The sequence below is a fragment of the Halovenus carboxidivorans genome (assembly GCF_009831575.1).
Taxonomy (GTDB): domain Archaea; phylum Halobacteriota; class Halobacteria; order Halobacteriales; family Haloarculaceae; genus Halovenus; species Halovenus carboxidivorans.
The window spans coordinates 89,559-115,182 of sequence record NZ_WUUT01000005.1; the positions used below are offsets into that span (position 1 = coordinate 89,559).

Here is a 25,624-nt window from a genome sequence, read left to right on the forward strand (position 1 = left end):
CCGAGTGCTCAGACTACGCTGCCGATCCGGTCGACCGGCATCACCGAGTAATCGATCGACAGCGTGTCCTGGGTGGCACGGATCTTCCCGACGAACGTAGAGATGTTGTCGAGAGTCCCTTCCAGGATGAACAACTCCATGCAGTAGTGGTTGCCGACGTGGTTGTGGACGTGAGAGGTGACGAGGTGGTCGTACTCGTGGCGGAGATGCATCATCTTCTGTTCGACATCCGTCGACTCGAAGTCGAACAGTACCGTCACGACGCCCATCAGATCCCGGTCCTCGAGCTGTTTGTCCTCGAACTCCGTCAGCAGGTTCCGCGAGGCCTCCCGGACGACTTCGCTTCGCCCGGTGTAGCCGTGTTCCTCGGCGAAGGTATCTAGCCGTTCTAACAGCTCGTCCGGCATCGAGACACTGACAACTGTCATATATTAACTCCCGGCCCCGCGGTAGTAGAATCTTATTATCACAGGGCTGGAAGTTCGCAACACGGGCGGCTCAGAGCCGGTCGGCGGCGGTGCCGAGGCTCAGTGCCGCTCCGAGCACGAACAGGACGGCACCGATTCCGACACTCGCCGTCTCGGAGACGATGACGGGATACGCGCTCACCTGCCCCGAGAGGGCGACGAGCACGCCGAGGGTGACGAAGAGGATGCCGCCGACTCCGAGCAGTGTTCCCCCGATGACGCCGAATCGCCCGGTCGTCTCCTGCTTTTGCAGCGCGACCTCGAACTGGCTCTCGACGGTATCGCTGACGTTGTTTTCGAGCGCCTGGATCCGCTCGCCGACGACCTTCTCGATACGGTCGACGCGGCCGTCCAGCGACTCCGCGACCCGGTCGTCGACGTAGGTTTCGAGCACCTGCTCCTTGTCTTCGAGTTCGCTCGCCCGCCGTTCGAGGGCGCTTTCCTCCTGTTCGATGGCCGTCTCTCGCTCGTCGAGGTCGGCGGCCCGCTGTTCGAGTTCGGCCTCCCACTCGTCGAGGTCGGCCTGCCGTCCCTGGAGGCGTTCCTCGAACTCCCGGAGTTCCTCCTCGCGTTCGTCGAGATCGGCCTCGCGCTGGTCGAGTTCGGACCGCAACTGGTCGAGCCCCCGCTCTCGCTCGTCGAGCCGTCGCTCTCGCGTCGCGAGTTCCTCTTCACGGGTCTGGGGCGTGCTCTCCTCCGGTGCCTCCTCCCGTTGCTCGCTTTCGGCCGACGGTTCGTCCGGTCCCTCGGTCGTCTCCGACTCGGGTTGGACGGTCTCGTCGGCCGCCGTATCCTCCTCCGTGTCAGGTGTGTCGTCGGCCTGTTCGGGAGCTGTGAGGTCACCAGCCTGTGATTCTCCGTCATTACTCATACGTACCCAACCTGTTCGCACCCCGTCACGTAACTCTTTGGGGTCAATGAAACGAAAAGAGCGAAACGGTTACTCCTCGGGCGTCCGGGTCGTCAGTTCCACGGCGTGGATATCCGTCGTCATGTGGTCGTCGAGGGCCTCGTAGACCATGTCGTGCTGGTCGACGAGTGACTTCCCCTCGAACGCCGGGGAGACGACAGTCGCGGCGAGATGGTCGTCGTCGTCGACGCCGCGGGGCTGGCCGACCTCCGCGGTCGCGTCAGGAATGTTCGATTCGATGACCTCTTCGACTTCTTCTGGTGTCATATCCGAACGAACGTGTTCGAGGCGAAAAAGTATCTCGGGTCGCCGGGACCGAACCACTCACAAGGAATGACGACGATGTGTCAGTATGCTCGCCGGCGTCGGCCCGGTCCGGATCGGAATCGTCACGGCGCTGTTCGTCGCGTTCGGCTATCTCTGGCTGCTCTCCGGCCGCGGAGTCTGGTACGACCGACTCTCCGAACGGTTCATCTTCGGCGTGCCGTGGGGGACTGTGCTCTGTATCGCCGGCGTCGTCGGGTTCTATCTGAGCGCACAGAGCGGGTTCACACACTGGAACTCCCCTGTAACGCTCCCGTTTCGTAGTTGGTCCTATCTGTATCCGCTGGGGCTTCTCACCTCGGGGTTCGCACACGCCGGTCCAGGACACTTGATGGGAAACATGATCGGAACGCTCGTCCTCGCCCCGATTGTCGAGTACGCGTGGGGACACTACCCCCCGCAGGACTCGAACGACGAGTACGAGTATCCGCCGCCGGCCGAGATTGACGGCCCACGAGACTCGTCGCCGGGGACCGTGTCGCGATGGCACACCCCCTGGGTCCGGGCGCTGGTGATCTTTCCCGCTATCGTCGCCGTCGTCTCGCTGGTGACCTCAGTGCTGGCCTTCGGCTGGTCGCTCGGGTTTTCCGGGACGGTCTACGCCTTCGGCGGGTTCGCGGTCGTCTACTTCCCCGTCGCGGCGGTCATCGCGATGGTCGGGTTCACCGGCACCGCAGTCCTCGTCAACACGCTGCTCGATCCAGTAGTCAGGGCGACCGCCGAAGCGGGGTCGGGTGGCCCGCCGTCCTGGTGGGGGGTCAACGTCCAGGCACACCTGCTCGGATTCCTGCTCGGCGTCCTCCTCGCGCTCGTGTTGTTGCACCGTCGAAACGAGTCGCGTCGTCCCGCGCTCGTCTTCTTCGCGACACTGCTGTTCGGTCTCTCTCGGCAGCTATACGTCTTCGCAGATTCGCCCGAGGAGGACGTTTTTCTCCAGTTACGGGGGGTCGGTGTCATCTTCGTGCTCGGGCTGAGCGTACTCGTCACGGCGGCGGTGGCGGCCGACGAATCGCCGCTCCCGGACCGCGTGAGCGAGATTTCCTGGGTGCCGAGGATGCGACTGGTGTCGGTGCTCTGGATCGGATCGGTCGCGGTGTTGATCTGGGCGGCCTGGTCGGGGACGTTCAGCAGGGGATCAGTACCCCCGTTCGGGATCGGAACAATCCCGGTGCTTTTGATACTGCTGCTCTATCCGTTCTTTCCGTCGCACCGGCCGTCCCGGATCGGAACCCAACTCACCCGACGCGACCTGTTCGTGTTCTCGCTCGCCTTCGTCGTCGCGGTAGTCGCCCTCCCGAGCATCGTCACCAACAACGCGCGGATGGCCGAGGATCCGGTCCCGGACGGCGAGAGCATCACGGTCGACGGATACGAGGTCACCTACGCTGAGGGAACGAGACACGGACGGATCGGGACAGAGGAGAGCGGCCTCATCGTCGTCAACGAACAGCGCCAGATATGGATCGCCGCCGCCGGCAAGAGCGACCTCAAAAACAGCGGGACAGTGACCGTTCCGGTCGGCGGGATCGGGTGGCGCGAGACCGTCACCGCGACGCGACGAGGCTGGAACGTCGTCGGGAACGACTCCGCGTACACCGTGGAAGTGAGCCACGGCGACGAGACGGTCCAGGCGTTCCGCTCCGGGCGGTCGACGGCCCGCGCGGAGATTGCGAACAAGACCGTCGCCGTCGAACCCGGCGACGGGCAGTTCAGGTTGAACGTGACGCGCGGAGATACCGTTCTCGGCACGACAGCAATCCCGGCGGTAAACGACTCGGCCCGCGTCGGGTCGCTCAGTTTCGAGACCGAACGAACCGACGGGACGCCCTCGGTGTTCGCACGGGAAGACGGAACGCGAGTGCTGATCGCCAAGCAGGAGCGCGGGGGCTGAGATCAGCTAATCGGTTCGGATATCTGCTCGACCGTCCGCTCCGCGGCCAGCGCCGCCGGATAGACGACGTGGTCGACGTGGTTGAGGTGAGCGTACGCTTCCTGACCGTCGTCGTCGATTCGAAGGTGGGTCTCGGCCTGCGGCGCGAGTTCCCGGGCCAACTCACAGACGAGGAGGTTCGTCTCCACGTCGTCGGTCAGCGCCGCAACGATGTCTGCCGTCTCCGAGTTTGCTTCCTGCAGCACCTCCATGTCCGTCCCGTCTCCCTCGATGATCCGGCCGGCGAGCGGATCCGGAAACCGTTCGCACATCTCCTCGTCTTTCTCGATGACCGTTACCATGAAGCCGTCGTCCATGAGTTTCGCGGCGCTGTGTCGGCCGACGCGCCCACCACCGACGATGATGATCTGTCTGAGCATTCGTGCTCTCTCGTACGCGACAAATGGATAAACAGATAGGTGTCGCCCTAGAAATTGCCTGTACAATCACAAAAGTCTGAAAATCGAATACGAACCAAGATTCTAAGGGCGAAATAGTGTACAGTTCGAGATCTCGTCACCGAAAAAGTGTATAACTTCGATAGGTAACGAAAAATCGCTACAGAACGGTCCCGTGTTTCTTGTCGGGCAGGTCCTTGTCGACGTCCTCGTAGAACGCGAATCGGTTGGTCAGTTCGGTTCGGAGCGTGCTCGGCGGGACAATCTCGTCGATGACAACCTCGCTGGCCATCCGGTGTACGTCGATGTCCTCGCGGTACTCCTCGCGGAGTTGTTGCTCTTTCCGCTCGCGCTCGTCGGGATCGTCGATCTCTGCGAGTTTGTTCGCGTACACCGCGTTGATCGCCGCCTCCGGTCCCATGATGGCTATCTCGCCGGAGGGCAGCGCAATCGTCGACTCGGGCTGGTAGGCGGGGCCTGCCATCGCGTAGACACCCGCGCCGTAGGCCTTCCGGACGATCACGGACTGGATCGGAACTGTCGCAGAGGAGGTGGCGTAGATCATCCGTTTGCCCTGTTCGAGAATGCCCTCCTTCTCGACGGCGGAGCCAGCCATGAACCCGGGCGTGTCACAGAGATACAACAGCGGGACGTTGTAGGCGTCACAGGTCCAGATGAACTGCGCGGCCTTCTCGGCCGCGTCGGGGAAGATCGCACCCGCACGGTTGGCCGGCTGATTGGCGACGATCCCGACCGGTCGGCCGTCGATCCGCGCGAACGCGGTGATGATCTCGCTGCCGTACTCCGGCCGGAGTTCGAGCACCGAGTCGGCGTCGACGACTCGCTCGATCACGTCGCGCATGTCGTAGCCCTTGTTCGGGGACTGCGGAACGACCGAGTCGATTCCGTCCGGGGACTTCGCCGGCCCGACGGGGTCGCTCCGGGGTGGCGCGTGGTCGCTGTTCCGAGGCAGATAGCTCAGCAACTGCGCGACCAGTTCCCGAGCGTGCTCCTCGTCCTCGGCGATCAGGTCGGCGCTTCCCGAGACGCTGGTGTGCATCTCCGCCCCGCCTAGCTCCTGCATATCGATCTCCTCGCCGGTGACCATCTCCACCATCCGCGGGGAGGCGATCGCCATCGCGCTCACGTCCCGCACCATGATCGTGAAGTCGGCGAAAATCGGCGTGTAGGCGGCCCCGGCGATACAGGGGCCGTAGAGGACACAGATCTGCGGGACTCGACCGGAGAGCATCGAGTGGTTGTAGTAGTACTTGCCGATCCCCTCGCGGTTGGCGAAAAAGCCGGTCTGCTGGTCGATTCGCCCGCCGGAGGAGTCCATCAGATACAGCACCGGACGGCCGGTCTTGAGCGCGCGGTGTTGCATCCGGAGAAACTTCTCGACGCCTTTCTCGGCCATCGAGCCGGCTTTGACCGAGAAGTCGTTGGCCATGAAGTGAACGTCCCGCCCCTCGAACTCCGCCGCGCCGGTGATCAGGCCGTCCGCGGGCAGTCGCTCCTCGGCGTCGAACTCCGCGAACTTGCCGTCCTCGAAGGCGAGTCCGTCTTCCCCGAACCACAGGTCCAGACGGTCTCGGACGAACAGTTTACCCTGCTCTTCGAGCCGTTTTCGGTACTTCTCCGGACCGCCCCGTTCGATGTCTTCGATCTCCTTCCACAGGTTCCGCTCGCGGTCGGTCGGGCCGAGGTCGTCGGTCTCGGGGGCGCTGGCCCCGTTCGTGCTCGCCCGTTCGACGGTCGCCAGCGGAGTGTCCCCGCCGCGGGCGTACACCTCGATGTCGTCTTCGAGGTGCTGTGCGAGCGCCTTTGCGATGATCTGTGCGTCCTGCTCGGTCGTCTCCGGCTGTACGCGTATCTTCATCAGTAGGACTTGGGGAAGCCGATCTGCTGGCTGATGTGGTTGTACGCCATCTGCTGGGTCACGGGGGCGAGGCGGGTGAGGTTGATCTCGCGCCACCACCGCTCGACATCGTACTCCTTTGCGTAGCCCCACCCGCCGAAGGCCTGCATCGACTGTTTGACCGCCTCGATCCCCGCCTCGACGGCGGTGGCCTTGGCGACGTTGGTCTCGTACGCACAGTCCTCGCCGTTGTCGAACTTCCAGGCAGCCTTCTCTCGCATCACCGACGCCGTCTCCATGCGCGCGTATGCTTTCGTTATCGGGAACGAGACGCCCTGGTGTTCGCCGACGGGACGGCCGAACACCTCGCGGTCGTTCGCGTACTCGATTGCGGCGTCGGCCGCCAGTGTTCCGATTCCGGTTCCCGCGGCGGCGAACCCGATCCGCTCGGGGTTGATCATGTGGACCAGCGGCTCCCACCCACCATCTTCTTCCCCCAGCAAGTTCTCCTCGGGTACGCGCACGTCGTCGATGAACACCTCACAGGAGTTCGAGTAGTTGATCCCGTGTTTCTCGATTGGCGAGGTCTCGATACCGGGGTCGTCCATGTCGACGACGAACAGCGAGATGCCGTCGGTCCCGCGCTCGACCTCGGATTTCGGCGTCGTGCGGGTGACGAGAATCATGTTGTCAGCGATGTCGGAGAAGGTGATCCACGCCTTCTCGCCGTTGAGGACGAACTCGTCGCCGTCGCGCTCTGCGTGCGTTGCCACGTTGAGCGTGTTCGTTCCGGCCTCCGGTTCCGTGATTCCGATCGAGAAGTTCCGGTTGCCGGCGGCGATGTCCGGCAGGTAGCGCTCCCGCTGTTCTGGAGTGCCGTAATCGCGGATGCCGAGCGCCGCCATCCCCCCGGTGAGGACGAGATACCACGTGCCGGCCATCCCGCAGCCCTCGGCACAGAGCGTCTCCATCGCCACCCCCATCTCCTGCATCCCCATACCGGCACCGTCGTACTCCTCGGGAACGAGCAGCCCGTGGAAGTCGGCCGCCGCGAGTTCGTCCCAGAAGTCGGCCGCGAACTCCCCTTTCTGCTCTTTCTCTCGCCAGTACTCCGGTCCGTACTCCCCCGCAATCTCGGTCGCAGTCGACTGGATCAGGCTGTGGGTCTCCTCGGTCGCAAAATCCATACGTAGTGGTATGTGAGTCCGTCTCTTAGTAGTTGGTGTCAACGGGTGAACTGTCGAGCCGATATCCTCAAACGCCTGGGCGTCCTCCGTCGATACGATGATGCTTCCGGTCCATGCCCTCGTCGGCATGGTACTCATGATCCCCGTCGGCGCCGTCGCGCCGGAGTTCGCCGGTGTTGCGCTCTGGGGCGGACTGGTCGGCGGGGTGGTCCCCGACCTCGATATGGTCGTTGCACACCGGAAAACGCTCCATTTCCCGACCTACTACTCCGTGCTGGCCGGCGGATCGGTCGTCCTTGCCCTCCTCGTTCCGACGGCGCTGACGGTAGCCGCGATGGCGGCCCTCGTCGGCGCGGCCGTCCACAGCGTCATGGATATCCTCGGCGGAGGGCTCTCACTTCGGCCGTGGGAAGCCACGTCCGACCGCGCCGTCTACGATCACTACCGCCAGCACTGGTACGCACCCAAGCGGTGGGTGCGCTACGACGGCTCCCCCGAAGGACTGGTGCTGACGCTGCTGCTCGGCGCGGTGCTGTGGACAGTCGTCGACGGAGCGTTGCGGTGGCCCGTCGTCGCGTCTGTCGTCGTCGCCGTCGTCTACACCGCCGTCCGGCGGCGCCTCCCCACGCTCGGCCAGCAGGTCGTCCAGCGAGTGCTCGAACCGCTCCTGCCGAATCGGTTGCTCCGGTATCTGCCTGCGCATTTATTGTCCGACCGGGACACCTAACCCACGTGTCACGGACGAGCGGACGAGCCAGTATCGCGGCCGGATTTCTCGCGGGTGCAGTGGCACTGGCTCTGTTCGGTTGGTTCGTCGGCCCGGGACAGATACTGGCGGCACTGTCCGAACTCCGACTCGGTCCGTACAGCCTCGGCTTTCTGGCGGTGAGTGGTGCGCTTTTCGCACAGTATCGGGGGTTGCTCGTACTGCTGGATATTCCCCCCGCTTCGGATTCCGGGTTAGCGTATCTCCGCGGGGTCTACGCCAGACAGCTCCTGCCCGCCGGAAGCGTCGCCGGACCGGTGTTGATCGTCTACTCGATGCGGCGATCGACCGGACTCTCGACCGAGGAGGGGCTCCCCGCGGCGCTCATCTCGCAGGCCGTGAGCTTTCTCGGACTGAGCCTCGTCGCACTCGCTGGTTCCGTGCTCCTCCTCGGCCGCGGGCATCGCGCTCTACTCCCCGTAGTCGGTGCGCTCGCGCTCGTCTGCATCGCCTGGGTCGTCGTACTCGGGGCGCTCGTCGCCGGGTTCGGCATCGACCGGACGGTAGCGTGGATCGCGACGGCTCTCAACCGGAGTCTCGGGCGCGTCTCCGCGACCGTCGCGCGGGCGACGGCTCGCGAACCCGTTTCGGAGTGGCTCGCGAGGTTCGGGGACGCGAGACGGCTGATTCGGGAGAGTCCGGGTCGCATCGTCGCCGCGGTCGTCTGGTCTATCGTGGCCTGGGTGTTGCTCTCGGCGGCGTTGGTTACCACCGGGGCCGCGCTGGGAGTCGCAGTTCCGCTCGGCGTCGCGTGCGTCGTGATGCCAGCGAGTGATCTGCTCAACGTGCTCCCGATCCCCGGCGGGATCGGCGGCGTCGAGGTCGCGATAACGGTATTGCTCGTCGTGTTCGCGGGCGTCGAGGTCGCCACTGCTGCTATGACTGCTTTCTGTGTCCGGCTCTGTACCTACTGGTTCGTCCTGCTACTCGGCGGAGTTGCGACGACGCTGGTCTCGACGGGTATCGCGTCCGACTGACTCCGACTGCAGAGGAAAGGCAGAGAGCCCGAAAATGCCGGGTTCGGCCCGAGGCCGCCACCGGCGCCGACCCCTTACCTTTATGATGTTGTCAACCGCTACTGTGGACGTGGTTTACGAGACGGGGAACCAGACAATCGACGACGCGGTCCGGCGAGTGCTCGACGGCGAGCAGCTCGACCGGACCGATGGACTGGCGCTGTACGCACAGCCAGTCGAGGAACTCGCCGCCGGCGCGGATCTCGTCCGCCAGCAGTTTTCCGACGGGACCGTCGACGCCTGTAGTATCGTCAACGCCAAAGCCGGCAACTGCGCGGAGGACTGCGGGTTCTGTGCACAGTCAGTTCATTTCGACACCGGTATCGACACCTACGACTTTCTCGGCCCGGAGAAGGTCCTCGATGCCGCGAAACGAGCGGAGGCAGACGGTGCCCAGCGGTTCGGCATCGTCGTCGCCGAGAAGGGCGTTTCCAAGGAGAACCGCCCGGAGGAGTGGGCGGAGATCTGTGAGTCGATCCGACTCATCCGCGACGAGACCGACGTCGAGGCCGACGCCTCGCTCGGTCTGCTCACCGAGGAGGAGGCAGAGGAACTCGCAGACATCGGCCTCAACCACTACAACCACAACATCGAGACCTCCCGGCGCTACTTCGACGAAATCGTCAACACCCACGACTTCGAGGACCGACTGGTGACGCTCCGTCGGGCGAAGGCCGCCGGGATGGATCTCTGTGCCGGCGTCATTCTCGGCATGGGCGAGTCACCGACTGATCGGATCGACGCCGCCGTCGAGTTGCAGGACATCGGCGTCTCCTCGCTGCCGGTGAACATCCTGAACCCGGTGGCCGGGACGCCGCTGGGCGACCAGGACCACGCCGACATCACCAGATCCGAGATCATGAAGACGATCGCCGTCTACCGGTTCCTCCACCCCGACGTGCGGGTGCGACTGACCGGTGGGCGGGAGGCGAACCTCGCGCCAGAGGACCAACACCTGCCCTTCGAGGCGGGTGCCGACGGGCTGTTGACCGGCGATTACCTGACCACGGAGGGCCAGGACCCCGGCGACGACATCGAGATCATTCAGCGGGCGGGACTCGAACCGAACCGCTCGTCGAACTCGTTCGATCCGAAGGCGGTGAAGGACCGACACCGTGAACCGAACCCCGGCAAGGCCGCGGGAACGGCCACGAGCAACGCGACAAACATCGACGACTGACAATGGACGACATACACTTTGCGGTACTTGGCACCGGAGGTATCGGCCGACGCGCAATCGAATACTCGAGCTCGAAAGACCACCTCGTTCCAGTCGCGGCCTGCGACCGCGACGGCGTGGCCATCGATCACGAGGGTCTCGACGGAGACGAACTGCTCGCGGCGACGGAGGGCAACATCGCCTCCGACGGCGGCGCGACCGCAGTCAAACAGACCGGCGAACAGCAGGGCGTCGTCGCCTCGGCACAGGCTACACCGACGGAGACGCCCATCGACGACATCATCGCCGAGTCAGACGCCATCGACGCCGTGTTGATCGCACTGCCGAATCTCGAACACGATTTCATCCCGCGGGTCGCCGAGCGATTTGCCGAGGCCGACTACGAGGGGGTTCTCGTCGACGTCCTCAAACGATCACGTGTGATCGGGATGCTCGACGACCGGGCGGAGATGCTCGAAGACAGCGGCATCACCTTCATCTGTGGCGCGGGCGCGACGCCCGGGTTCCTCACGGGAGCGGCCGCGCTGGCCGCACAGTCCTTCGTCGAAATCGAGGAGGTCGAGATCTGGTGGGGCGTCGGACTCAAGTCCGGCTACGAGGACAACCGCGGCACCGTCCGGGAAGACATCGCTCACCTCGACGGCTACGACATCGAGACGGCCAGAGATCTCACCGACGAGGAGATCGAAGCGATCGTCGACGACCACGACGGCGTCATCGAGTTCAACGACATGGAACACGCTGACGACGTCCTCCTCGAACGCGCCGGGATCTGTGACGCCGAGGACGTGACCGTCGGCGGAATCCTCGACGTGCGCTCCGACGAGAAGCCGACGACGACGACCGTCCGGGTCACGGGTCGGACCTTCGATGGCGAACGCGGGACCAACACTTTCGAACTCGACGACGCGACGAGTATGGAGGCGAACGTCAACGGTCCGGCGCTGGGCTATCTGAAAACCGGCGTCCGGCGGAACCGCGCCGGCGAGTACGGCGTCTTCGGGCCGGCGGAGCTGATGCCCGGCTTCTGAGATGTCGCTACAAACCGGGTTCGGATTCGGGCTCGACGAGCGGCTTCAGCAACGGGAAGCCGACGGGCTACGGCGGGATCTCACGCCAGTCGATTCCGTCGCCGCCACCAGCCGCGTCGCCGCCGATCCTGGCGGCGACGAACCGGCCTTCGGCGACCGACGGACGATTTTCGCCGCGAACAACTACCTCGGACTGGCCGGAGACGAACAGGTGATCCGAGCCGCCGCCGAGACGGCCCGAGAGATCGGAACGGGTGCGGGCGCGTCGCGTCTCGTCGTCGGCGACACGCCCGCGCATCGGTCCCTGGAGCGTGCGCTGGCCGAGCGGAAAGGCTCCGAGCGTGCGCTGGTCTTCTCCTCGGGTTACGCCGCGAACGTCGGAACGCTGACCGCGCTCGATCCGGACGTGATCTTCTCGGACGAACTGAACCACGCGAGCATCATCGACGGGGCACGGCTCTCCGCGGCCGATGTCGAGGTGTACGACCACTGCGACGCGAGCGCGCTCGCCGACGCGATGGCCGAGCGAGCAGTGACTGCCGCGCCCGGGGAGTCCTGGCTGGTCGTCACCGACTCCGTGTTCTCGATGGACGGCGACGTGGCTCCCCTGGCCGAAATCTGTGAAGTTGCCGAGGAGTACGGAGCGTGGGTGATGGCGGACGAGGCCCACGCGACAGGCGTCTACGACGGGGGCATCGTCGGTGAGCGAGGGCTCGAAGATCGGATCGACGTGCAACTCGGGACCCTCTCGAAGGCGCTGGGCGCGCAGGGGGGGTTCATCGCGGGCGACGAGACGCTGATCGAGTGGGTGCTCAACGCCGCCCGCTCGTTCGTCTTCTCGACGGGACTCGCCCCGCCCGCCGCGGCAGCGGCCGAGTGCGCGCTCGAACGCGCACCTGCACAGCGTGACGATCTGTGGGCCAACGTCGAACTGCTCCGGGACGGACTGGAATCGATGGGTTACGAGGTCTACGGGGAGACACACATCCTCCCGGTACTGGTCGGGACGCGCGAGGACGCCGTCGCGCTGGACGACCGGCTTCGAGAGGCGGGTATCGTCGCCCCGGCGATCCGACCCCCGACCGTTCCGGAGGGGACGAGTCGGATCCGGGTCGCGCCGCAGGCGACACACACCCACCGGGAGATCGAACGCTGTCTGGCGGCCTTCGAGGCCGCCGGCGAGGAGGTCGGTCTGCTGTGAGTCTCGCCGTCGTCGGCACGGACACCGGCATCGGGAAAACTGTCGTCACGGCCGGACTCGTCTCGTCGTTCCGGGAGTCGGGATACGACGCCCGGGCGATCAAGCCCGCCCAGACGGCCTTTCCCGAGGACGACGACGCGGCCTACGTCGCGGCGGCCTGCGGCGAGGAGTCGGCGGCGGTCCGGCTCCGATCCAGACCGGAACCGCTCGCTCCCGCGGTCGCCGCCCGGCGGGCCGACGACCCGATCAGCTACGAGTCACTGCTCGCGGACACGCGGGAAGCACTGGCCGAAAGCGAGGTCGGGATCGTCGAGGGCGCGGGCGGGCTTCGCGTTCCGCTGTCAAACGAGCCCCGCCGCGAGATTGTCGATCTGGTAGCCGACCTCTCGGTCTCGGCGGTGGTCGTGGCCCGCTCCGGGCTCGGAACGCTGAATCACACCGCCCTGACTGTCGAGGCACTCCGGAGGCGAGACGTTCCGGTCGAGGGGGTCGTGTTGAATCAGTACGACGGCGAGACCGTCGCGGAGCGGACGAACCCGGACGAACTCGAACGGATGTGTTCGTGTCCGGTCTGGACGGTGCCGACAGTCGAACTGGAAGTGCCGAGGGACGCGACGGCTCTCACCGAGCACCTCCCCGAGCCGTCGGCGTTGCGCTGAGCCATCCGGCAGGCTTATTTCAGATCCTCTCCGTGACAGCATATGGCTCGGGAGGATCGGAACAGACTCGCCGAGAAGATGGCGGGTGAGATCACGCTGAGCGACGATCCGGGGGCGACACTGCGGAAGTGGCGTACCGATTTCGAGGTCGCACAGACCGATCTGGCCGACGAACTCGGTGTCTCCCCGTCGGTCGTCTCGGACTACGAGAGCGGCCGCCGGGACAATCCGGGGATCGGGATCGTTCGTCGGGCGGTGCAAGCCCTCCTGGAGATCGACGAACGCAGCGGCGGCCGACACATCCGCCAGTTCGCACGCGTCCTCTCCGCCGGGTTCGACAGCGCCGTCGTCCACGACCTCAGAGAGTATCCGGCGAACATCCCGCTGGATCGGTACTACGAGGCCATCGGGGCGACCGAGCTAGTACGGGGGAGCCGCGACACCATCGCGGGACACACGATCATCGACAGCATCGAGGCGATTCGCAGACTCTCCAGTGACGAGTTCTACAATCTCTACGGGCAGAGCACGAATCGCGCGCTGGTCTTTACGAACGTCACGCGCGGCGAATCCCCACTCGTGGCTCTGCGAGTCGTCAAGCCGACGCCGCACGCGGTCGTCTTACACGGTCTCGAAGAGAGCGACGTGTGGGAGCACGCGGCCGACCTGGCCCGCGTCGACGGGTTCTCACTCGCCGTCACGAATCTCGATTTAGAAACGATGCTCGAACGCCACCAGGATCTGCCCTGACCCACCACTTTTTATTTCGTCGAGTGCGCTTCGCGCACCACTCCTCGCAAAAACTTGAAAAACGGTCTCTGCCGTCGCTACGCTCCGGCAGAGTGAACCGCGCTCACTCCGTTCGCGCGGAGGTTTTCATTCGACGTAGGTGTACTTGCGCTCACCCATCCGGCCCCAGCCGTCGAAGACGAACTCGCCTTCGGGCGTCGTCAGCGGTTCCATGTCCGTCTCGGCGTCGTGGTTGTGCACGTCGTGAATCGCTTCGTACTGCTCGAAGTCGATGGGTTCGCGGCTCTCGATCTGCTCCTGGATGTTCAGTTGCGCGATTTCGTCCTCCCAGCCGGGCTGGACCGTCTCGGCGTGGATCTCCGCCTGGGCACCGCTGCCGTAGGAAGCGACCAGTAGATCCCGTCCGCTCAGCTCACGCCCTTCTTCGAGCGCCTCCGCGAGTCCGGCGGCCCGGGCGATGTGGACGGAGCCGGTGTACCAGTTGCCGACCTGTTCCGAGATGGCGAGCGTCGGCTGGACCGTCCGTTCGTACCAGTCGGCGTAGGCGTCGGTCTCGCCAAGGGCTTCAGTGTACTCTTTGACCGCGTCCAGATACTCCTCCTCGTCGTCGAACGCCTCGGGGCGGGGCTGGCGGCCGATCTCCTCGGCGAGTTCGTCCTCGATCTCGGTGTCGCGGATACAGTGTCGGTAGCCGAGGACGGCCGCCTTCCGGACCATCCCCGGGAACGGCGTGTGGAAGGGGATCAGCTCGAAGTTGTCCGGGTGGGTGTCGCCGCCGTTGCGCTCGAAGTCCATCATCGCTTCGCGCATCCGGGCGAGATACACCTGCATCGAGCGCTTGCCGTCGACGCTCGGGAACTGCTGGTTCGGCTTGAGGAAGTCCGTCTCGTCGGCGCTGCCGAAGCCCTGTGCGTCACTCAGTGCGGTCACGTCCGGATCCTCGTCGATCAGCATCGCGACGGCACCGGCACCCTGAGTCGCCTCGCCGGGGTCGTCACGCTCGTACAGCGCCGTGTCGGTCGCGATCACGAGCGCCTTCCGGCCGCGGTTCCGGCCCGCTCGAATCCAGTTGTACGCGTCGTCGAGCGCCTGCGTCCCCGACACACACGCGAACTTCCGCTCGCCCTTGTTCGCGTGATGGAAGTCCCCCTCGAAGGTCTGTTCGAGACAGCCAGCGACGTACGTCGAAATCGGCTTCGATTTGTCGAAGGAACTCTCCGTGGCCACGTCGATCCGGCCGATGTCGTCCGGCGTGAGGCCTTTCCGTTCGAGCAGTCGTTTCGAGGCGTTCGCCGCCATCGTCACGATATCCTCGTAGACGTCCGGCAGCGAGGACGAATAGAGGCCGAGCCCCTTGGTGTATTTCCCGGGGTCGTCGTCCTGCGCGGGCGCGAACGTCTCCGCGAGATCCAGTTCGAGCTTTCCTGCCCAGATTTCGATGCCGTCGATTCCCACTTCTGTCATACACCTACTGTCGGTGAATAGCTATAAGTCTCTGTCGACTGTCAGTTCGTCAATTGTCGAACTGCGTCACGGGCCGTTCCCTTCGGCCGTGTCTTCGACGGTTCGGCTGTCGACGACGACGCCGTCGGAGTCACGGACGAGGAGTCCGACCTTGTATACTGTGTTGGTGCCATCGCCGGGCTCCACGTCGACGTTCTGGTTCTGTCGGACATTCGTGGTCTGCGTCGTCGATGCCCCGTTTCCGTTCCGGTTAAGGACCAGCAGTTCGACTTCGGAGAAGTCTCCGCTGGAGACGTCCCAATCGAATCGGTAGATGACCTCGTTCTGGTTAGGCTTCGACCGGTCAACGATATCGGAGGAGAGGAGTTGTGCACTGGACGAGCGACTCAGGTCGTCGTTTTCGGCGGGGTTCTGAGTATCTGCGTTTGTCACGAAGGTCCGTTCTGCAACAGTGCTACCGCTTTCCAAAGCTCGAACGGTAATCTCAAACTCTTCCCCGTTCCCGAATCCGGGAGCGAGCAGACGACCGTCACGGCCCACCGCACCGGTCGCCTGGGCGCTTGCAGAACTCTCCGTGCTCTCGGCGATGATCTCGACATTGTCGTGGGAGACGCCAACGTCGTACGAGACGTAGAACCTGGGCTCGTTCGCCCGCCGGTTGGTGAGGTCGTCGACCCGCATGGCGATGTCCGTCGTGGCAGCAGCAGTGACATTCTCGACGGTGACGTTGATCACGTCACTCGACCCACCACTCGCCGTGTAGATACCAACGGTCCCGTTCTCCTTCGCCGTCAACTCGGTCGTGGCTTCGCCCGCGGCCGTCGTCGTATTCTCTCCGGGCGTGATGCTGCCGACCGTGCTGTTGTCGACCGAGAAATCGAGGCTTGCACCCTCGATGGTCGGGCTAGTTGCTGCGCGGAGGGTCAGCGTGTCGTCTCCACTCGCCCCGACATCCCACGTGCAATCCTCGGCGTCGCAGTTCGTGAGGCTGCTCCCGGTATTGTCGCCAGTTCCGGATGGCGATTGCCAGGTCGTCGAGTAGGCACTGTTGCCGCCCCCGCCGTTCTGCGAACTCGTCACCGCCACCTCCATCGTCACGTTCGTCGGCGAATTCCTGTCGTAGCCGGCCCCGATCGGCCCGTCGATGCTGAAGTTGATCCGGGTCGTCCCGGTCGAGGTAGTGCTGTCCGTCTGGTAGGTGAACGTCGCCTGCCCGCTGGTGTCCGTCGGTTCGCTGTTGGTGATCGTACCCGCCTCAGCGTCGGCGAACACCCGCTGGCCGCTCACCGGCCGGTTGTACGCGTCCCGCACTTCGAGCGTCAGTTCGACCGACTCGCTGCGCTGGATCTCGGTGCCGTTCCCCTCGACGGGAGTCAGATACGCCGCGTTCGGTGTCGTCGTACCGGTCCCGATGCCGACTTTCGCGAGCTGTAGCCGATAGAAGTCCTGACTGCCCACGGGGTCGGGACGTAGCGGAACGCGGAGCAGACCGACTCCCTCGTCACCGAAGGCGGACTGATCGAGCGTGACCGCCGAACTGTTGACGTTCGGTTCGCTCTCGAAAAGCGTCCGCCAGCGGTTCACCCCCAGCCGAGTCGGGAGTTCGAGTACGATCCGTTCGCCCGGTTCCGGCTCGATCTCGACCTCGCGGGTTTGCGTGCTGAGCGGCTCGAAGTCGAGTGATCGGCTCCGGACGCCGTTCTCGCTCAGCGAGCCGTTCAGCGCGACGACCGAGATCCGATTGCCCCGGACCAGCGACTGTCCGCTGACCGGCAACTGCTGGTTCTCCCGGTCGAAAGCGTTGTACAGCACCGTCCCCGAGTAGATGGTTCGGGGCGCACTCTCGTACTCGTTGTAGGAAGGGCGGTACTCGATCGCGCCGGTGTTGTAGGTCGCGCCGTCGCGCGCCCAGAGTTGACCGAAGTCGTCGTTCTGTGCCTCGGCGTTTCGAATCGTGACGTTGAACGACTCGTTCGTCGTGTCGAGTGTCTGTATCGTGCCGCTCACTGGCGGCGGATTCCTGAAGATCGTTCGGGAGGGATACCGGAGCCCCAGATCGACCGTGACCGACTGGGGCGTATCCGCACCCGGCATCGAGATGACGGTGCTTCGGAGGTCGGTCATCTGCTGCTGGACTCGCTCGTTGTGATTGAACTCGACCTCCTGGTTCTGGTTCGGAATCACGAACGCCTGCCACGTCGAGAGGAGGATGATGAGAATCCCGAACAGCAACACGGCTCCGATCTGGACCGATTGAGCCCTGCTGTCCGAGAGAAACCGCATTGTCGGCGGTAGGATGCTCCTAAATATAAAGGTGTTTGCCGGCGGGCGACCACAGTGGCTTGGTAGCAGCTCTCACGGCCGGGGAAGGCTTATTTACAGTGGCATGTAACCCCACCCCATGGGCCCGCAACCCGCCGCGCTCGAACGCGTCGTCGAGCGTGGCGAACGCGAGGGTGGCAGCGTCGAGTTCAAAGAACGGCTCACGAAGGATCTTCATCTCTCGGATGATCGGTTAGACAGCCTCGTTGCACAGCTACGCCACCGCGTACTGTCCGGCGACGGGACCGCAACGTACGTCATCGGCGTCAGCGACGACGGGACGATCACCGGGATCGAACAGGAGACCTTCTCGGAGTCGATGGACGTGCTGTCGTTGCTCGCCGAGAAAGCCGATGCACACATCGCCGACGTCGAGACCTGGGGCGTCGACTGGCGCGACGGAGACGGCGACGAGACGCGACTGGTCGGCCTGGCGACCATCGAGGAAGGCGCAGTCATGGAGGACGACGAGCACATCGTCATCGGCACGGCCGGCCACGTCGACCACGGGAAATCGACGCTGGTCGGTTCCCTCGTCACCGGCGATGCCGACGACGGCCAGGGCGGAACCCGGGGCTTTCTCGACGTCCGACCACACGAGATCGAACGCGGCCTCTCGGCGGACCTCTCCTACGGGGTCTACGGCTTCGACGACGAGGGTGCCGTCCGGATGGACAACCCGCACCGCAAGGGCGACCGCGCGCGGATCGTCGAGGAGGCCGACAGGCTGGTTTCGTTCGTCGACACGGTGGGTCACGAGCCGTGGCTCCGAACGACGATCCGCGGGCTGGTCGGCCAGAAACTCGATTACGGGCTGTTGACCGTCGCGGCCGACGACGGGCCGACCAAAACCACGCGAGAGCATCTCGGAATCCTGCTCGCGACCGAACTCCCGACGATTGTCGCGATCACGAAGGCCGATCTGGTCGACGACGACCGACTCGCCGAGGTCGAACGCGAGATCGAACGCCTGCTTCGGGACGCCGACCGCTCGCCGCTGCGGATCGAGCGACACGGGGTGGAGGCGGCCATCGACGAGATCAGCGAGACGGTCGTCCCAATCGTCACGACCAGCGCCGTCACACAGCGGGGATTAGAGACGTTAGACACGCTCTTCGAGCAGTTGCCGAAGACCGGAGAGACGCCCGAAACGGAATCGTTTCAGATGTACGTCGACCGGACGTACAACGTCACCGGCGTGGGTGCGGTCGCCTCCGGAACCATCCGCACCGGGACCGTCGAAACGGGCGACAAACTCAGCCTCGGACCGATGCCCGACGGAACCTTTCGGGACGTCGAAGTCCGCAGTATCGAGATGCACTACCACCGCGTCGAGGAGGCGACGGCCGGCCGAATCGTCGGAATCGCGCTGAAAGGCGTCGACGAGGAGGAGATCGAACGCGGGATGGCGCTGCTTCCGAGGGAGGCCGACCCCGAACCGGTTCGAGAGTTCGAGGCCGAGATAATGGTACTCAACCATCCGACGACCATCGGAGAAGGGTACGAGCCGGTGATCCACCTCGAAACGGTCAGCGAGGCGGCGGCGATCTATCCCGACGACGGACAGCTACTGCCCGGTGACAGCGGGACGGCGACGGTTCGGTTCAAGTTCCGCCCGTATCTCGTCGAGGAGGGCCAGCGATTCGTCTTCCGCGAAGGCCAATCGAAAGGTGTCGGGACCGTCAGCGATCTCGACCCCTGAACGAGGATAACCCAAAGCATTACCAACCCCGACGGGGAAACATCGGGCCGAACGAATGTCGAACGACGGCCCACCAGAGACCGGAGAGCAGAGTGCAGCCGCCGATCCCGACCCACAGCGACCGGCCGCGCCGTCGGAGGGATCGGTCGTCCGTGACCGGTTCTCCTCGGACGAAATCTTCCAGCGGATCATCGCCGCGGCGGAGGAGGAGATCACCGAGGGGCGACGGGAGTTGTTCTTCAGTGCCGTCGCCGGCGGGTTCGCAATTACGATCACGCTGCTCATCTACGCGTCCCTGCTGGCCAGAACGTCCCCGACCGGGAAGTTCGGCGACGCTGCCCCGGTCCTCTCGGCGTTGCTCTATCCGATCGGCTTCATCTACATCATCATCGGCGGCTACCAGCTGTACACCGAGAACACGCTGCCCCCGGTCGCGCTCACGCTCGAACGACTCGCGTCCTTCCCCGCGCTCTTTCGCAACTGGACCGTCGTCGCGCTTGGAAACTTCACGGGCGGTGCCATCGGTGCGGTCGTCCTCGCGCACACGGGCGTGCTCTCGCCCGAGGCGTTCGGGATGGTCGAGTACCTCGGCCAGAAAGGAGTGAGCGAGCCGGTCTGGAACCTGTTTTTCAAGGGGGCCGTCGCCGGACTGATCGTCGCCGGGGTCGTCTGGGTGGAGTACGCCTCCCGTGATACCATCTCTCGGCTGGTCGTCGTCTACCTCGCCTTCCTCTGCATCCCGCTCGGAAACCTCTATCACGTCGTCGTCTCGTTCACCGAGATGGTCTTTTTGCTCTCGCTCGGGCAGGTCGAGGCGGCCACCGGGATGCTCCAGTTCGTGATTCCGGTCTTCTTCGGCAACACCCTCGGCGGCGTCGTCCTGGTCACGGTCGTCAACTACTACCAGACCAGCGAGGGGCGTCTCGGCGCGATGGACGACGCCCGGACGTTCAGCAGGCTGTCGATGCCCGAGTGGTTTTTCGGCAGCCTCGTCGGCAGACAGTACGTCCCCCTGCTCGACACCCACAGCGGAAGCGAGACCGAGGCCGGCAACGGCTACCGGATCATGGTTCCGATCTTCAACCCCCGAACGGAGTCCGGCCTCGTCGATTTCGCGTACACCCTCGCAAGCCAGCGAGAGGACGTGTCGGTCCACCTCGTCCACATCGTTCAGGTACCGAACAGGATGACGATGCGGGCCGGGACGGGCCAGCGAAAGCGGATCGTCTCCGAGTCCGAGCGAAAGCTCCAGGACTTCTGTGACCGCGCCGAGGATTTCGACGTGCACGTCGAGAGTTCGACGGTCGTCTCGTACAACGCCTTCCGGGAGATTTTCCACCAGGTGACCCAGGATCAGCCCGATCAGGTCGTGATGGCCTGGGACGACAACAAGCCGTGGGGCACGATCAAATCCGCGAGCAAGATCGACGAACTCACCGGAACGCTCCCCTGCGAGTTCTTGGTCCTGAAAGACCGCGGGCTGGAGTTAGACGAGGTCCTGCTGGCGACGGCCGGCGGCCCGGACTCCGATCTCAGCGCGGAGGTCGCTCGGGCGCTTCGGCGGGAACTCGGGACCGGAATCTCGCTACTGCACGTCGTCGAAGGCGACACGACCAAGGAGGAGGGCGAGCGATTCCTCAGCAACTGGGCCGCCGACCGCGGCCTCGACGACGCGACGATGATCGTCGACGACTCCGGCGACGTCGAGCGGGCAATCAGGCGGGAAGCCGAGAAGCGCTCGCTCGTCCTGATCGGGGCGACCGAACGGGGACTGCTCTCCCGTCTCGCCTCGAACTCTCTGCACCTCGACGTGGTCAACCAGGTCGACTGCTCGGTGCTGCTCGCCGAGAAACCGTACGAGCGCTCGCTTCGCCAGCGGCTGTTCGGCTGAGGAGGGGTCCGGCGAACGCCGTAGAACGCTTATCACGTGATCGAGCCGATAGAGACGCACGCTCTGCTGGCGCCCGATGATCCATCTTCAGGGCCAGGTCGTCGGCACTCTCGTTCGGACTGAAGTGGAGTGGTCGGACGACGTATCGACGACCGATTTCACGAGCAGATGCGACGGGACCCAGAGTGATCGGGCAGTCTTCCCGAAGAGTTGTTGGGCGACACACACATTCTTGGAGATCCGCTCGGAACTGTACAGGGCAGGATGACCGATCAGGAGGAGTGCACTAGCGCCGAACTATACAGGGCCTCAGTTCGGGCGATACGCCAGTATCTCACCCACGCACGCGAGTGCCGTCGCGCGGACCGACTCGAACGGGCCGGAGCCTACTACGTCGCCGCTGCGATGGGCAACCAGATGCGGCTCCGGCCCTCTCCGGAGAACACGTCGATAGACGAACCGGTAGGGGTCTGGCCGACCGCGTTCGGGTATGCGGTCGAGAATCTGTTCGCGGGGGCGCTCTGCTATCGCCTCGCTGACGCGCCGACACAGTGTCGTCGATACGCTCGACGCGGCCACGACCTGGCGACGGAACTGTTCGAGGCGGGGGTGTTCGAGGGTGCACGGGAGGGGCTGCTCCACGAGGTTCGGGGTGACTTTCGCGTCCTCGGCGGCTTAGACGAACCCGACCCGGCGTACGAGCGTGCTGCGGAGCACTACCGAGAAGCGGAGACTGATCTGGGCTGGCAGATGGAAGACGACTTCGATGCAGTCAGTCGATACGTCGTCGAACTCGCCCACTCGGCCGAGTACGGACTCGACGAGACGACCAGAGAAAAGATCACGCGCCGGTCGCTCGCCGCGCGGATTCAGTACAAACGAGCGGAACTGCCGGGGATACTCGACGCCGTCATCGCGGACGGAAACTGGGAGTCCGAAACACTGTAACGGGCGGTCTCAGGCTCGCTTCTGGATCTCCTCGCGCAGTACGTCGCTGACCACGTCGCCGTCGGCTTTTCCGCGAAGCGCACCCATGCACTCGCCCATCAGCGCGGAGAACGCGCCCATGCCCTCCGCTTCGATCTGCTCCTCGTTGCGCTCGACGACGTCGACGACGGCCTCCCGGACCTCGTCCTCGCCGGCACTGCCGAGATCCTGCTGTTCGGCGGCTTCGCTGGCCGATAGCTCCGGATTCTCCGCCAGTGCGGTCAACAGCTCCGGAATCCCCTCCTTGGCGAGTTCGTCCTCGACCAGCAGCGCGAACAGCTCCTCGAAGTGTTCGTCGGTGACGTTCTCGACGGGCACGTCGTCACGTCGGAGTTCTGTCATCGTCGATTCGAGCGTGTCGGCCGCAAGCGTCGGGTCGACGCCCATCTCGACGGCCTGCTCGAACAGCGGCATCCGATGGCCGTAGGCGACCTGCTCGGCCAGCGCCGCGTCCAGCCCGAACTCCTCCTGGTAGCGGCTGATCTTCTCGGTCAACAGCTCCGGCGGGTCGACCTCGCTCGGATCGAGATCGACCGACGGCACATCGGTTTCGGGGTACATCCGCGCCGCGCCGGGGAGCGGACGGAGATAGCGGGTGGTGCCGTCCTCGTTGGCTCCGCGGGTCTCCTCTGGGACGCCGTCGAGCGCCTGCTCGGCCCGGTCAGCGACGGCTTCGATCGCCAACTCGGCCGTTTCGGGATCGTCCGCCACCAGCGCAACCGCGTCCTCGGGACCGGCACCGACGGCGTCTCGGAGATCCTCGACTTCGGCCTCGGTTACGCCGTAGGCGGGCAGTTCGTCGGTGTGGAAGATGCCGCCCGCGCCGTGGCGTTTGGCGTGATCCGCGAACTCGGTTCCGAGGCGACGGTCGGGCAGGATCTCTCGGCCGACCAGTCCGTCGAAGCCGAACAGCGGCACGGCCATCGCTCTCCCGTCGCCGGAGAGCGCACCGCCGATAACGCCGCTGTCGGTCTCGGCGAACACCTCGGAGACATCCCGCACGTCACCGACCGCCGCATCGCGGTCGGCGAGTTCCGCCGCGATGTCGAGCAGTTCGACCTGTCGGCCGACCTCGTTGCGAACGATGTCGTCGATGTCGTCCAGGCTCTGTACGCCTTTGATCTCGACGCGGGCACCCTCCGCGATGGAGACGTTGACGTCCTGGCGGATCGTCCCCAGTCCGCGTTTGACCTTACCGGTCGAACGCAGCAGCATGCCGATCTGTTCGGCCGCGTCGCGGGCCTGCTCCGGCGAGGAGATGTCCGGGCGCGTCCCGATTTCGACGAGCGGGATTCCGAGCCGGTCGAGGCTGTAGCGGACGCCGGAGTCGGTCTCCTCGACGCGCTGGGCGCTCTCCTCTTCGAGCATGAGATCCTCGATGCCGACGTTGCCTTCCTCGGTCTCGATGACGCCGTCGGTCGCGGCGAGCATCGTGCGCTGGAACCCGGTCGTGTTCGAGCCGTCGACGACGATCTTTCGCATGACGTGGGCCTGATCGACCGGCTCCATCTCCATCAACTGGGCGATTTCGAGAGTCGTCTCGATCGCCTCTTCGTCGACCCGGCCCGGCGGTTCGTCGTCCTCCTCGACGAGACAGGTGGTGTCGTATGCGAGGTACTCGAACTCGCGGTCGACGCGGCTCTCTTCGACGGCGGCCTGATCGAGTTCACCGAGTTCGCTTTTGGTCGGATGCAGATAGCGGGTAAACGTCCGACTCGCCTCCTCGGGGTCGCGCAGCCGCGTGGGACACGCGCAGAACAGTTTCGTCTCGGTATCGAGTTGCTGGTGGATCTCAAGTCCCGCAACCAACCCGAGATCGTCGTAGTCGTACTCGCTCATTGCTTTCGGGTGGGTCACCCAGAGTCAAAAAACGTACTATGCGTGGGTGTCGCCCAACCGGGGGTTTTTAACTGGAATTTTACTGAGTGATAACGTCTCCTGGATTTAGGTAGCTCCAGTCCAAGGGGCGTGCTATGGGAGTGGTGGAGCAGACAAGCGGCGCTGTGGAGTCACAGCTATCGGCGCTGGAGGAGTCATACGGCTCGTTTTCGGTGAACCAGCGCACGGTGACGGTTCCGACAGCGGAGTACGAACGGAAACGAAACGAATCAGGGTGCAAGGAACTGGACGTACACGCGAAAGTGCTCAACGACAAGACGGAGGTGCTGTACGTCGACGAGGACGGGCGAGAGGTGCTCCCGTCGACGACGACGACTTTCGACGTCGAACTCCACCGGGTCGCACGGCAGACGGTCGACGAGATGGCGGGGATCACCTGTCAGATCGACGGACTCGAAGCCGTCACGATCCTCGGTCTCCACGACGGCAACGACGAGAGCCGGGAAACTGTCTACACGCTCGCGGTGCTGTTCGAGGGCGAACACACGTCCGGGACGGCGGGTGCGGGCGCCGTCTGGAAATCGTTCGACCCCAACGATCACCCCGTCTACGCGTGACTGCCGAGGCGGACGCGCTCAGATCACGCCGGTGACGCTCGCGGCCTCGCGGGCGGCGGCCTCGCTGATCCCGTCACCGAGAATCGTGTACCGGTCACGGATCTCGTGGGCGGTCGTCAGCGCCTCGATCACCGTCTCGTCGTCGATGCCGAGTTCGGCGGCGGTCGTCGGTGCGCCGATGCTCTCCAGGGCGTCCCGAACGTCGTGCCACTCCTCGCGGTCGCCGCCCTGGAGGTAGGCGGTGATGATCGATCCGATTCCGACCTGGTGGCCGTGCAGCGCCGTGCCCGGCGCGAGGCGGTCGAGTTGGTGGCTGAAGAGGTGCTCAGCGCCGCTTGCGGGCCGGGACGAGCCAGCGATGCTCATCGCCACTCCCGAGGAGACCAGCGCCTTGACCACGATCCACGCCGACTCTTCGAGGCCCTCCCTGATCGAATCGGAGTTCTCCACGAGAATCTCCGCGGTCATCTGAGAGAGAGCGCCGGCGTACTCGGAGTACTGGGCGTTTTTGAGACGGTGCGCGAGTTGCCAGTCCCGGACGGCGGTGTAGTTCGAGATGATGTCCGCACAGCCGGCGGTCGTGAGCCGCCACGGTGCCTGAGCGATGATCTCCGTGTCCGCGATGACCGCAAGCGGCGGTTCGGCCGCCACGCTGTGTCTCGTGTCGCCGTCCGGAACCGATCCGCGCCCGGAGACGATTCCGTCGTGGCTCGCTGCCGTCGGGATAGAGATAAAACCCAGATCCCGGTCCGCGGCGGCCATCTTCGCGATGTCGATTGCCTTGCCGCCGCCGAGGCCGACGAGATAGCCGGGATTGACCTCTGCCGCGCGCGAGAGCACTTCCTCGATGGCGTCGAAACTCGCCGTCTCGACGACGATCACCTCCGGTTCGGGGCCGACCGTCGACAGCGCCTCGATGACCTGCTCGCCCGCGACCTCCCGCGGCGTCGGACTCGTGACGATCAACGGCTGGCCGGGGAGGTGGCTGTCCGCGACCACCTCCGCCGTCTGGCCGAGAACGCCGTGGCCGACTACGACGCTTCGCGGGAGTCGAATCCAGGTCGTCTTCTCGAACATGTCCCTCCCTATTCCGCCCGACAGTAAGAAGATGGGGATCTATCCGGC

22 protein-coding genes are annotated in these 25,624 nt (G+C 64.8%); 12 read left to right on the top strand and 10 right to left on the bottom strand.

All coding sequences use genetic code 11. The features are described from left to right. Positions 1–8: 8 nt before the first annotated feature. From GRX03_RS12890 to GRX03_RS12900, 3 genes are all read right to left on the bottom strand, one after another. Positions 9–428 carry a CopG family ribbon-helix-helix protein gene (locus tag GRX03_RS12890; RefSeq protein WP_159764633.1) on the bottom strand — a complete coding sequence of 140 codons (420 nt, stop codon included), beginning with the start codon at positions 426–428 and terminating at the stop codon, positions 9–11. 70 nt (positions 429–498) lie between these two features. Continuing rightward, a complete protein-coding gene (locus tag GRX03_RS12895) occupies positions 499–1,338 on the bottom strand; it encodes a hypothetical protein (protein WP_159764634.1) in 840 nt (279 codons plus the stop codon). Between the two features lie 69 nt (positions 1,339–1,407). Then, positions 1,408–1,644: a BolA family protein gene (locus GRX03_RS12900; protein ID WP_159764635.1), complete on the bottom strand. Its 237-nt coding sequence runs from the start codon at positions 1,642–1,644 to the stop codon at positions 1,408–1,410. 85 nt (positions 1,645–1,729) lie between these two features. Here GRX03_RS12900 and GRX03_RS12905 point away from each other — a divergent pair, with 85 nt between their 5' ends. Further along, complete coding sequence (locus GRX03_RS12905) at positions 1,730–3,592, top strand: rhomboid family intramembrane serine protease (protein ID WP_159764636.1); 1,863 nt, start codon at positions 1,730–1,732, stop codon at positions 3,590–3,592. A 2-nt stretch (positions 3,593–3,594) separates the two neighbouring features. Here the strand turns inward: GRX03_RS12905 and GRX03_RS12910 are convergent, their stop codons facing one another. The 3 genes from GRX03_RS12910 to GRX03_RS12920 all read right to left on the bottom strand — a co-directional run bounded on the left by GRX03_RS12910 (position 3,595) and on the right by GRX03_RS12920 (position 7,074). Next, entirely contained in the window at positions 3,595–4,011 is a 417-nt protein-coding gene (locus GRX03_RS12910) for a potassium channel family protein (RefSeq protein ID WP_159764637.1), read from the bottom strand. 178 nt (positions 4,012–4,189) lie between these two features. Next, positions 4,190–5,908 carry an acyl-CoA carboxylase subunit beta gene (locus GRX03_RS12915; protein ID WP_159764638.1) on the bottom strand — a complete coding sequence of 573 codons (1,719 nt, stop codon included), beginning with the start codon at positions 5,906–5,908 and terminating at the stop codon, positions 4,190–4,192. Next, positions 5,908–7,074 carry an acyl-CoA dehydrogenase family protein gene (locus GRX03_RS12920; protein ID WP_159764639.1) on the bottom strand — a complete coding sequence of 389 codons (1,167 nt, stop codon included), beginning with the start codon at positions 7,072–7,074 and terminating at the stop codon, positions 5,908–5,910. Before GRX03_RS12920 ends, GRX03_RS12915 begins: the two co-directional genes overlap by 1 nt. Before the next feature lie 97 nt (positions 7,075–7,171). Here GRX03_RS12920 and GRX03_RS12925 point away from each other — a divergent pair, with 97 nt between their 5' ends. From GRX03_RS12925 to GRX03_RS12955, 7 genes are all read left to right on the top strand, one after another. After that, positions 7,172–7,801 carry a metal-dependent hydrolase gene (locus tag GRX03_RS12925; protein WP_159764640.1) on the top strand — a complete coding sequence of 210 codons (630 nt, stop codon included), beginning with the start codon at positions 7,172–7,174 and terminating at the stop codon, positions 7,799–7,801. 5 nt (positions 7,802–7,806) lie between these two features. After that, positions 7,807–8,817: a lysylphosphatidylglycerol synthase transmembrane domain-containing protein gene (locus GRX03_RS12930; RefSeq protein WP_159764641.1), complete on the top strand. Its 1,011-nt coding sequence runs from the start codon at positions 7,807–7,809 to the stop codon at positions 8,815–8,817. A 109-nt stretch (positions 8,818–8,926) separates the two neighbouring features. After that, positions 8,927–10,036, top strand: coding sequence for a biotin synthase BioB (gene bioB / locus GRX03_RS12935; RefSeq protein ID WP_368278430.1), 1,110 nt, complete (start codon positions 8,927–8,929; stop codon positions 10,034–10,036). Between the two features lie 2 nt (positions 10,037–10,038). Then, positions 10,039–11,067 (top strand): transcriptional regulator, encoded by a 1,029-nt coding sequence (locus tag GRX03_RS12940; RefSeq protein ID WP_159764642.1) that lies wholly within the window; start codon positions 10,039–10,041, stop codon positions 11,065–11,067. A gap of 1 nt (position 11,068) precedes the next feature. Next, positions 11,069–12,268, top strand: coding sequence for an aminotransferase class I/II-fold pyridoxal phosphate-dependent enzyme (locus GRX03_RS12945; protein WP_159764643.1), 1,200 nt, complete (start codon positions 11,069–11,071; stop codon positions 12,266–12,268). Beyond that, entirely contained in the window at positions 12,265–12,927 is a 663-nt protein-coding gene (gene bioD, locus GRX03_RS12950; protein WP_368278431.1) for a dethiobiotin synthase, read from the top strand. The genes GRX03_RS12945 and bioD overlap by 4 nt, the downstream gene beginning before the upstream one ends. A gap of 42 nt (positions 12,928–12,969) precedes the next feature. After that, positions 12,970–13,677 (top strand): helix-turn-helix domain-containing protein, encoded by a 708-nt coding sequence (locus GRX03_RS12955; protein WP_159764644.1) that lies wholly within the window; start codon positions 12,970–12,972, stop codon positions 13,675–13,677. Positions 13,678–13,803: 126 nt separating this feature from the next. Here the strand turns inward: GRX03_RS12955 and hmgB are convergent, their stop codons facing one another. After that, entirely contained in the window at positions 13,804–15,141 is a 1,338-nt protein-coding gene (hmgB, locus tag GRX03_RS12960; protein WP_159764645.1) for a hydroxymethylglutaryl-CoA synthase, read from the bottom strand. A gap of 66 nt (positions 15,142–15,207) precedes the next feature. Then, positions 15,208–17,424: an Ig-like domain-containing protein gene (locus GRX03_RS12965; RefSeq protein WP_159764646.1), complete on the bottom strand. Its 2,217-nt coding sequence runs from the start codon at positions 17,422–17,424 to the stop codon at positions 15,208–15,210. Positions 17,425–17,542: 118 nt separating this feature from the next. On the opposite strand from GRX03_RS12965, the gene GRX03_RS12970 reads away from it, so the two are divergent. From GRX03_RS12970 to GRX03_RS12980, 3 genes are all read left to right on the top strand, one after another. Further along, entirely contained in the window at positions 17,543–19,165 is a 1,623-nt protein-coding gene (locus tag GRX03_RS12970) for a GTPBP1 family GTP-binding protein (RefSeq protein ID WP_159764647.1), read from the top strand. Between the two features lie 55 nt (positions 19,166–19,220). Beyond that, positions 19,221–21,056, top strand: coding sequence for a formate/nitrite transporter family protein (locus GRX03_RS12975; protein WP_159764648.1), 1,836 nt, complete (start codon positions 19,221–19,223; stop codon positions 21,054–21,056). A 264-nt stretch (positions 21,057–21,320) separates the two neighbouring features. After that, positions 21,321–22,004, top strand: a complete 684-nt coding sequence (locus GRX03_RS12980; protein ID WP_159764649.1) for a hypothetical protein — start codon at positions 21,321–21,323, stop codon at positions 22,002–22,004. Positions 22,005–22,013: 9 nt separating this feature from the next. Here the strand turns inward: GRX03_RS12980 and gatE are convergent, their stop codons facing one another. Continuing rightward, on the bottom strand, positions 22,014–23,882 hold the full coding sequence (gene gatE / locus GRX03_RS12985) for a Glu-tRNA(Gln) amidotransferase subunit GatE (RefSeq protein WP_159764650.1): 1,869 nt from the start codon (positions 23,880–23,882) through the stop codon (positions 22,014–22,016). Positions 23,883–24,016: 134 nt separating this feature from the next. On the opposite strand from gatE, the gene GRX03_RS12990 reads away from it, so the two are divergent. After that, positions 24,017–24,499: a hypothetical protein gene (locus GRX03_RS12990; RefSeq protein ID WP_159764651.1), complete on the top strand. Its 483-nt coding sequence runs from the start codon at positions 24,017–24,019 to the stop codon at positions 24,497–24,499. 18 nt (positions 24,500–24,517) lie between these two features. Here GRX03_RS12990 and GRX03_RS12995 read toward each other — a convergent pair whose 3' ends face one another. Further along, positions 24,518–25,576: an NAD(P)-dependent glycerol-1-phosphate dehydrogenase gene (locus tag GRX03_RS12995; protein WP_159764652.1), complete on the bottom strand. Its 1,059-nt coding sequence runs from the start codon at positions 25,574–25,576 to the stop codon at positions 24,518–24,520. Positions 25,577–25,624: the final 48 nt, after the last annotated feature.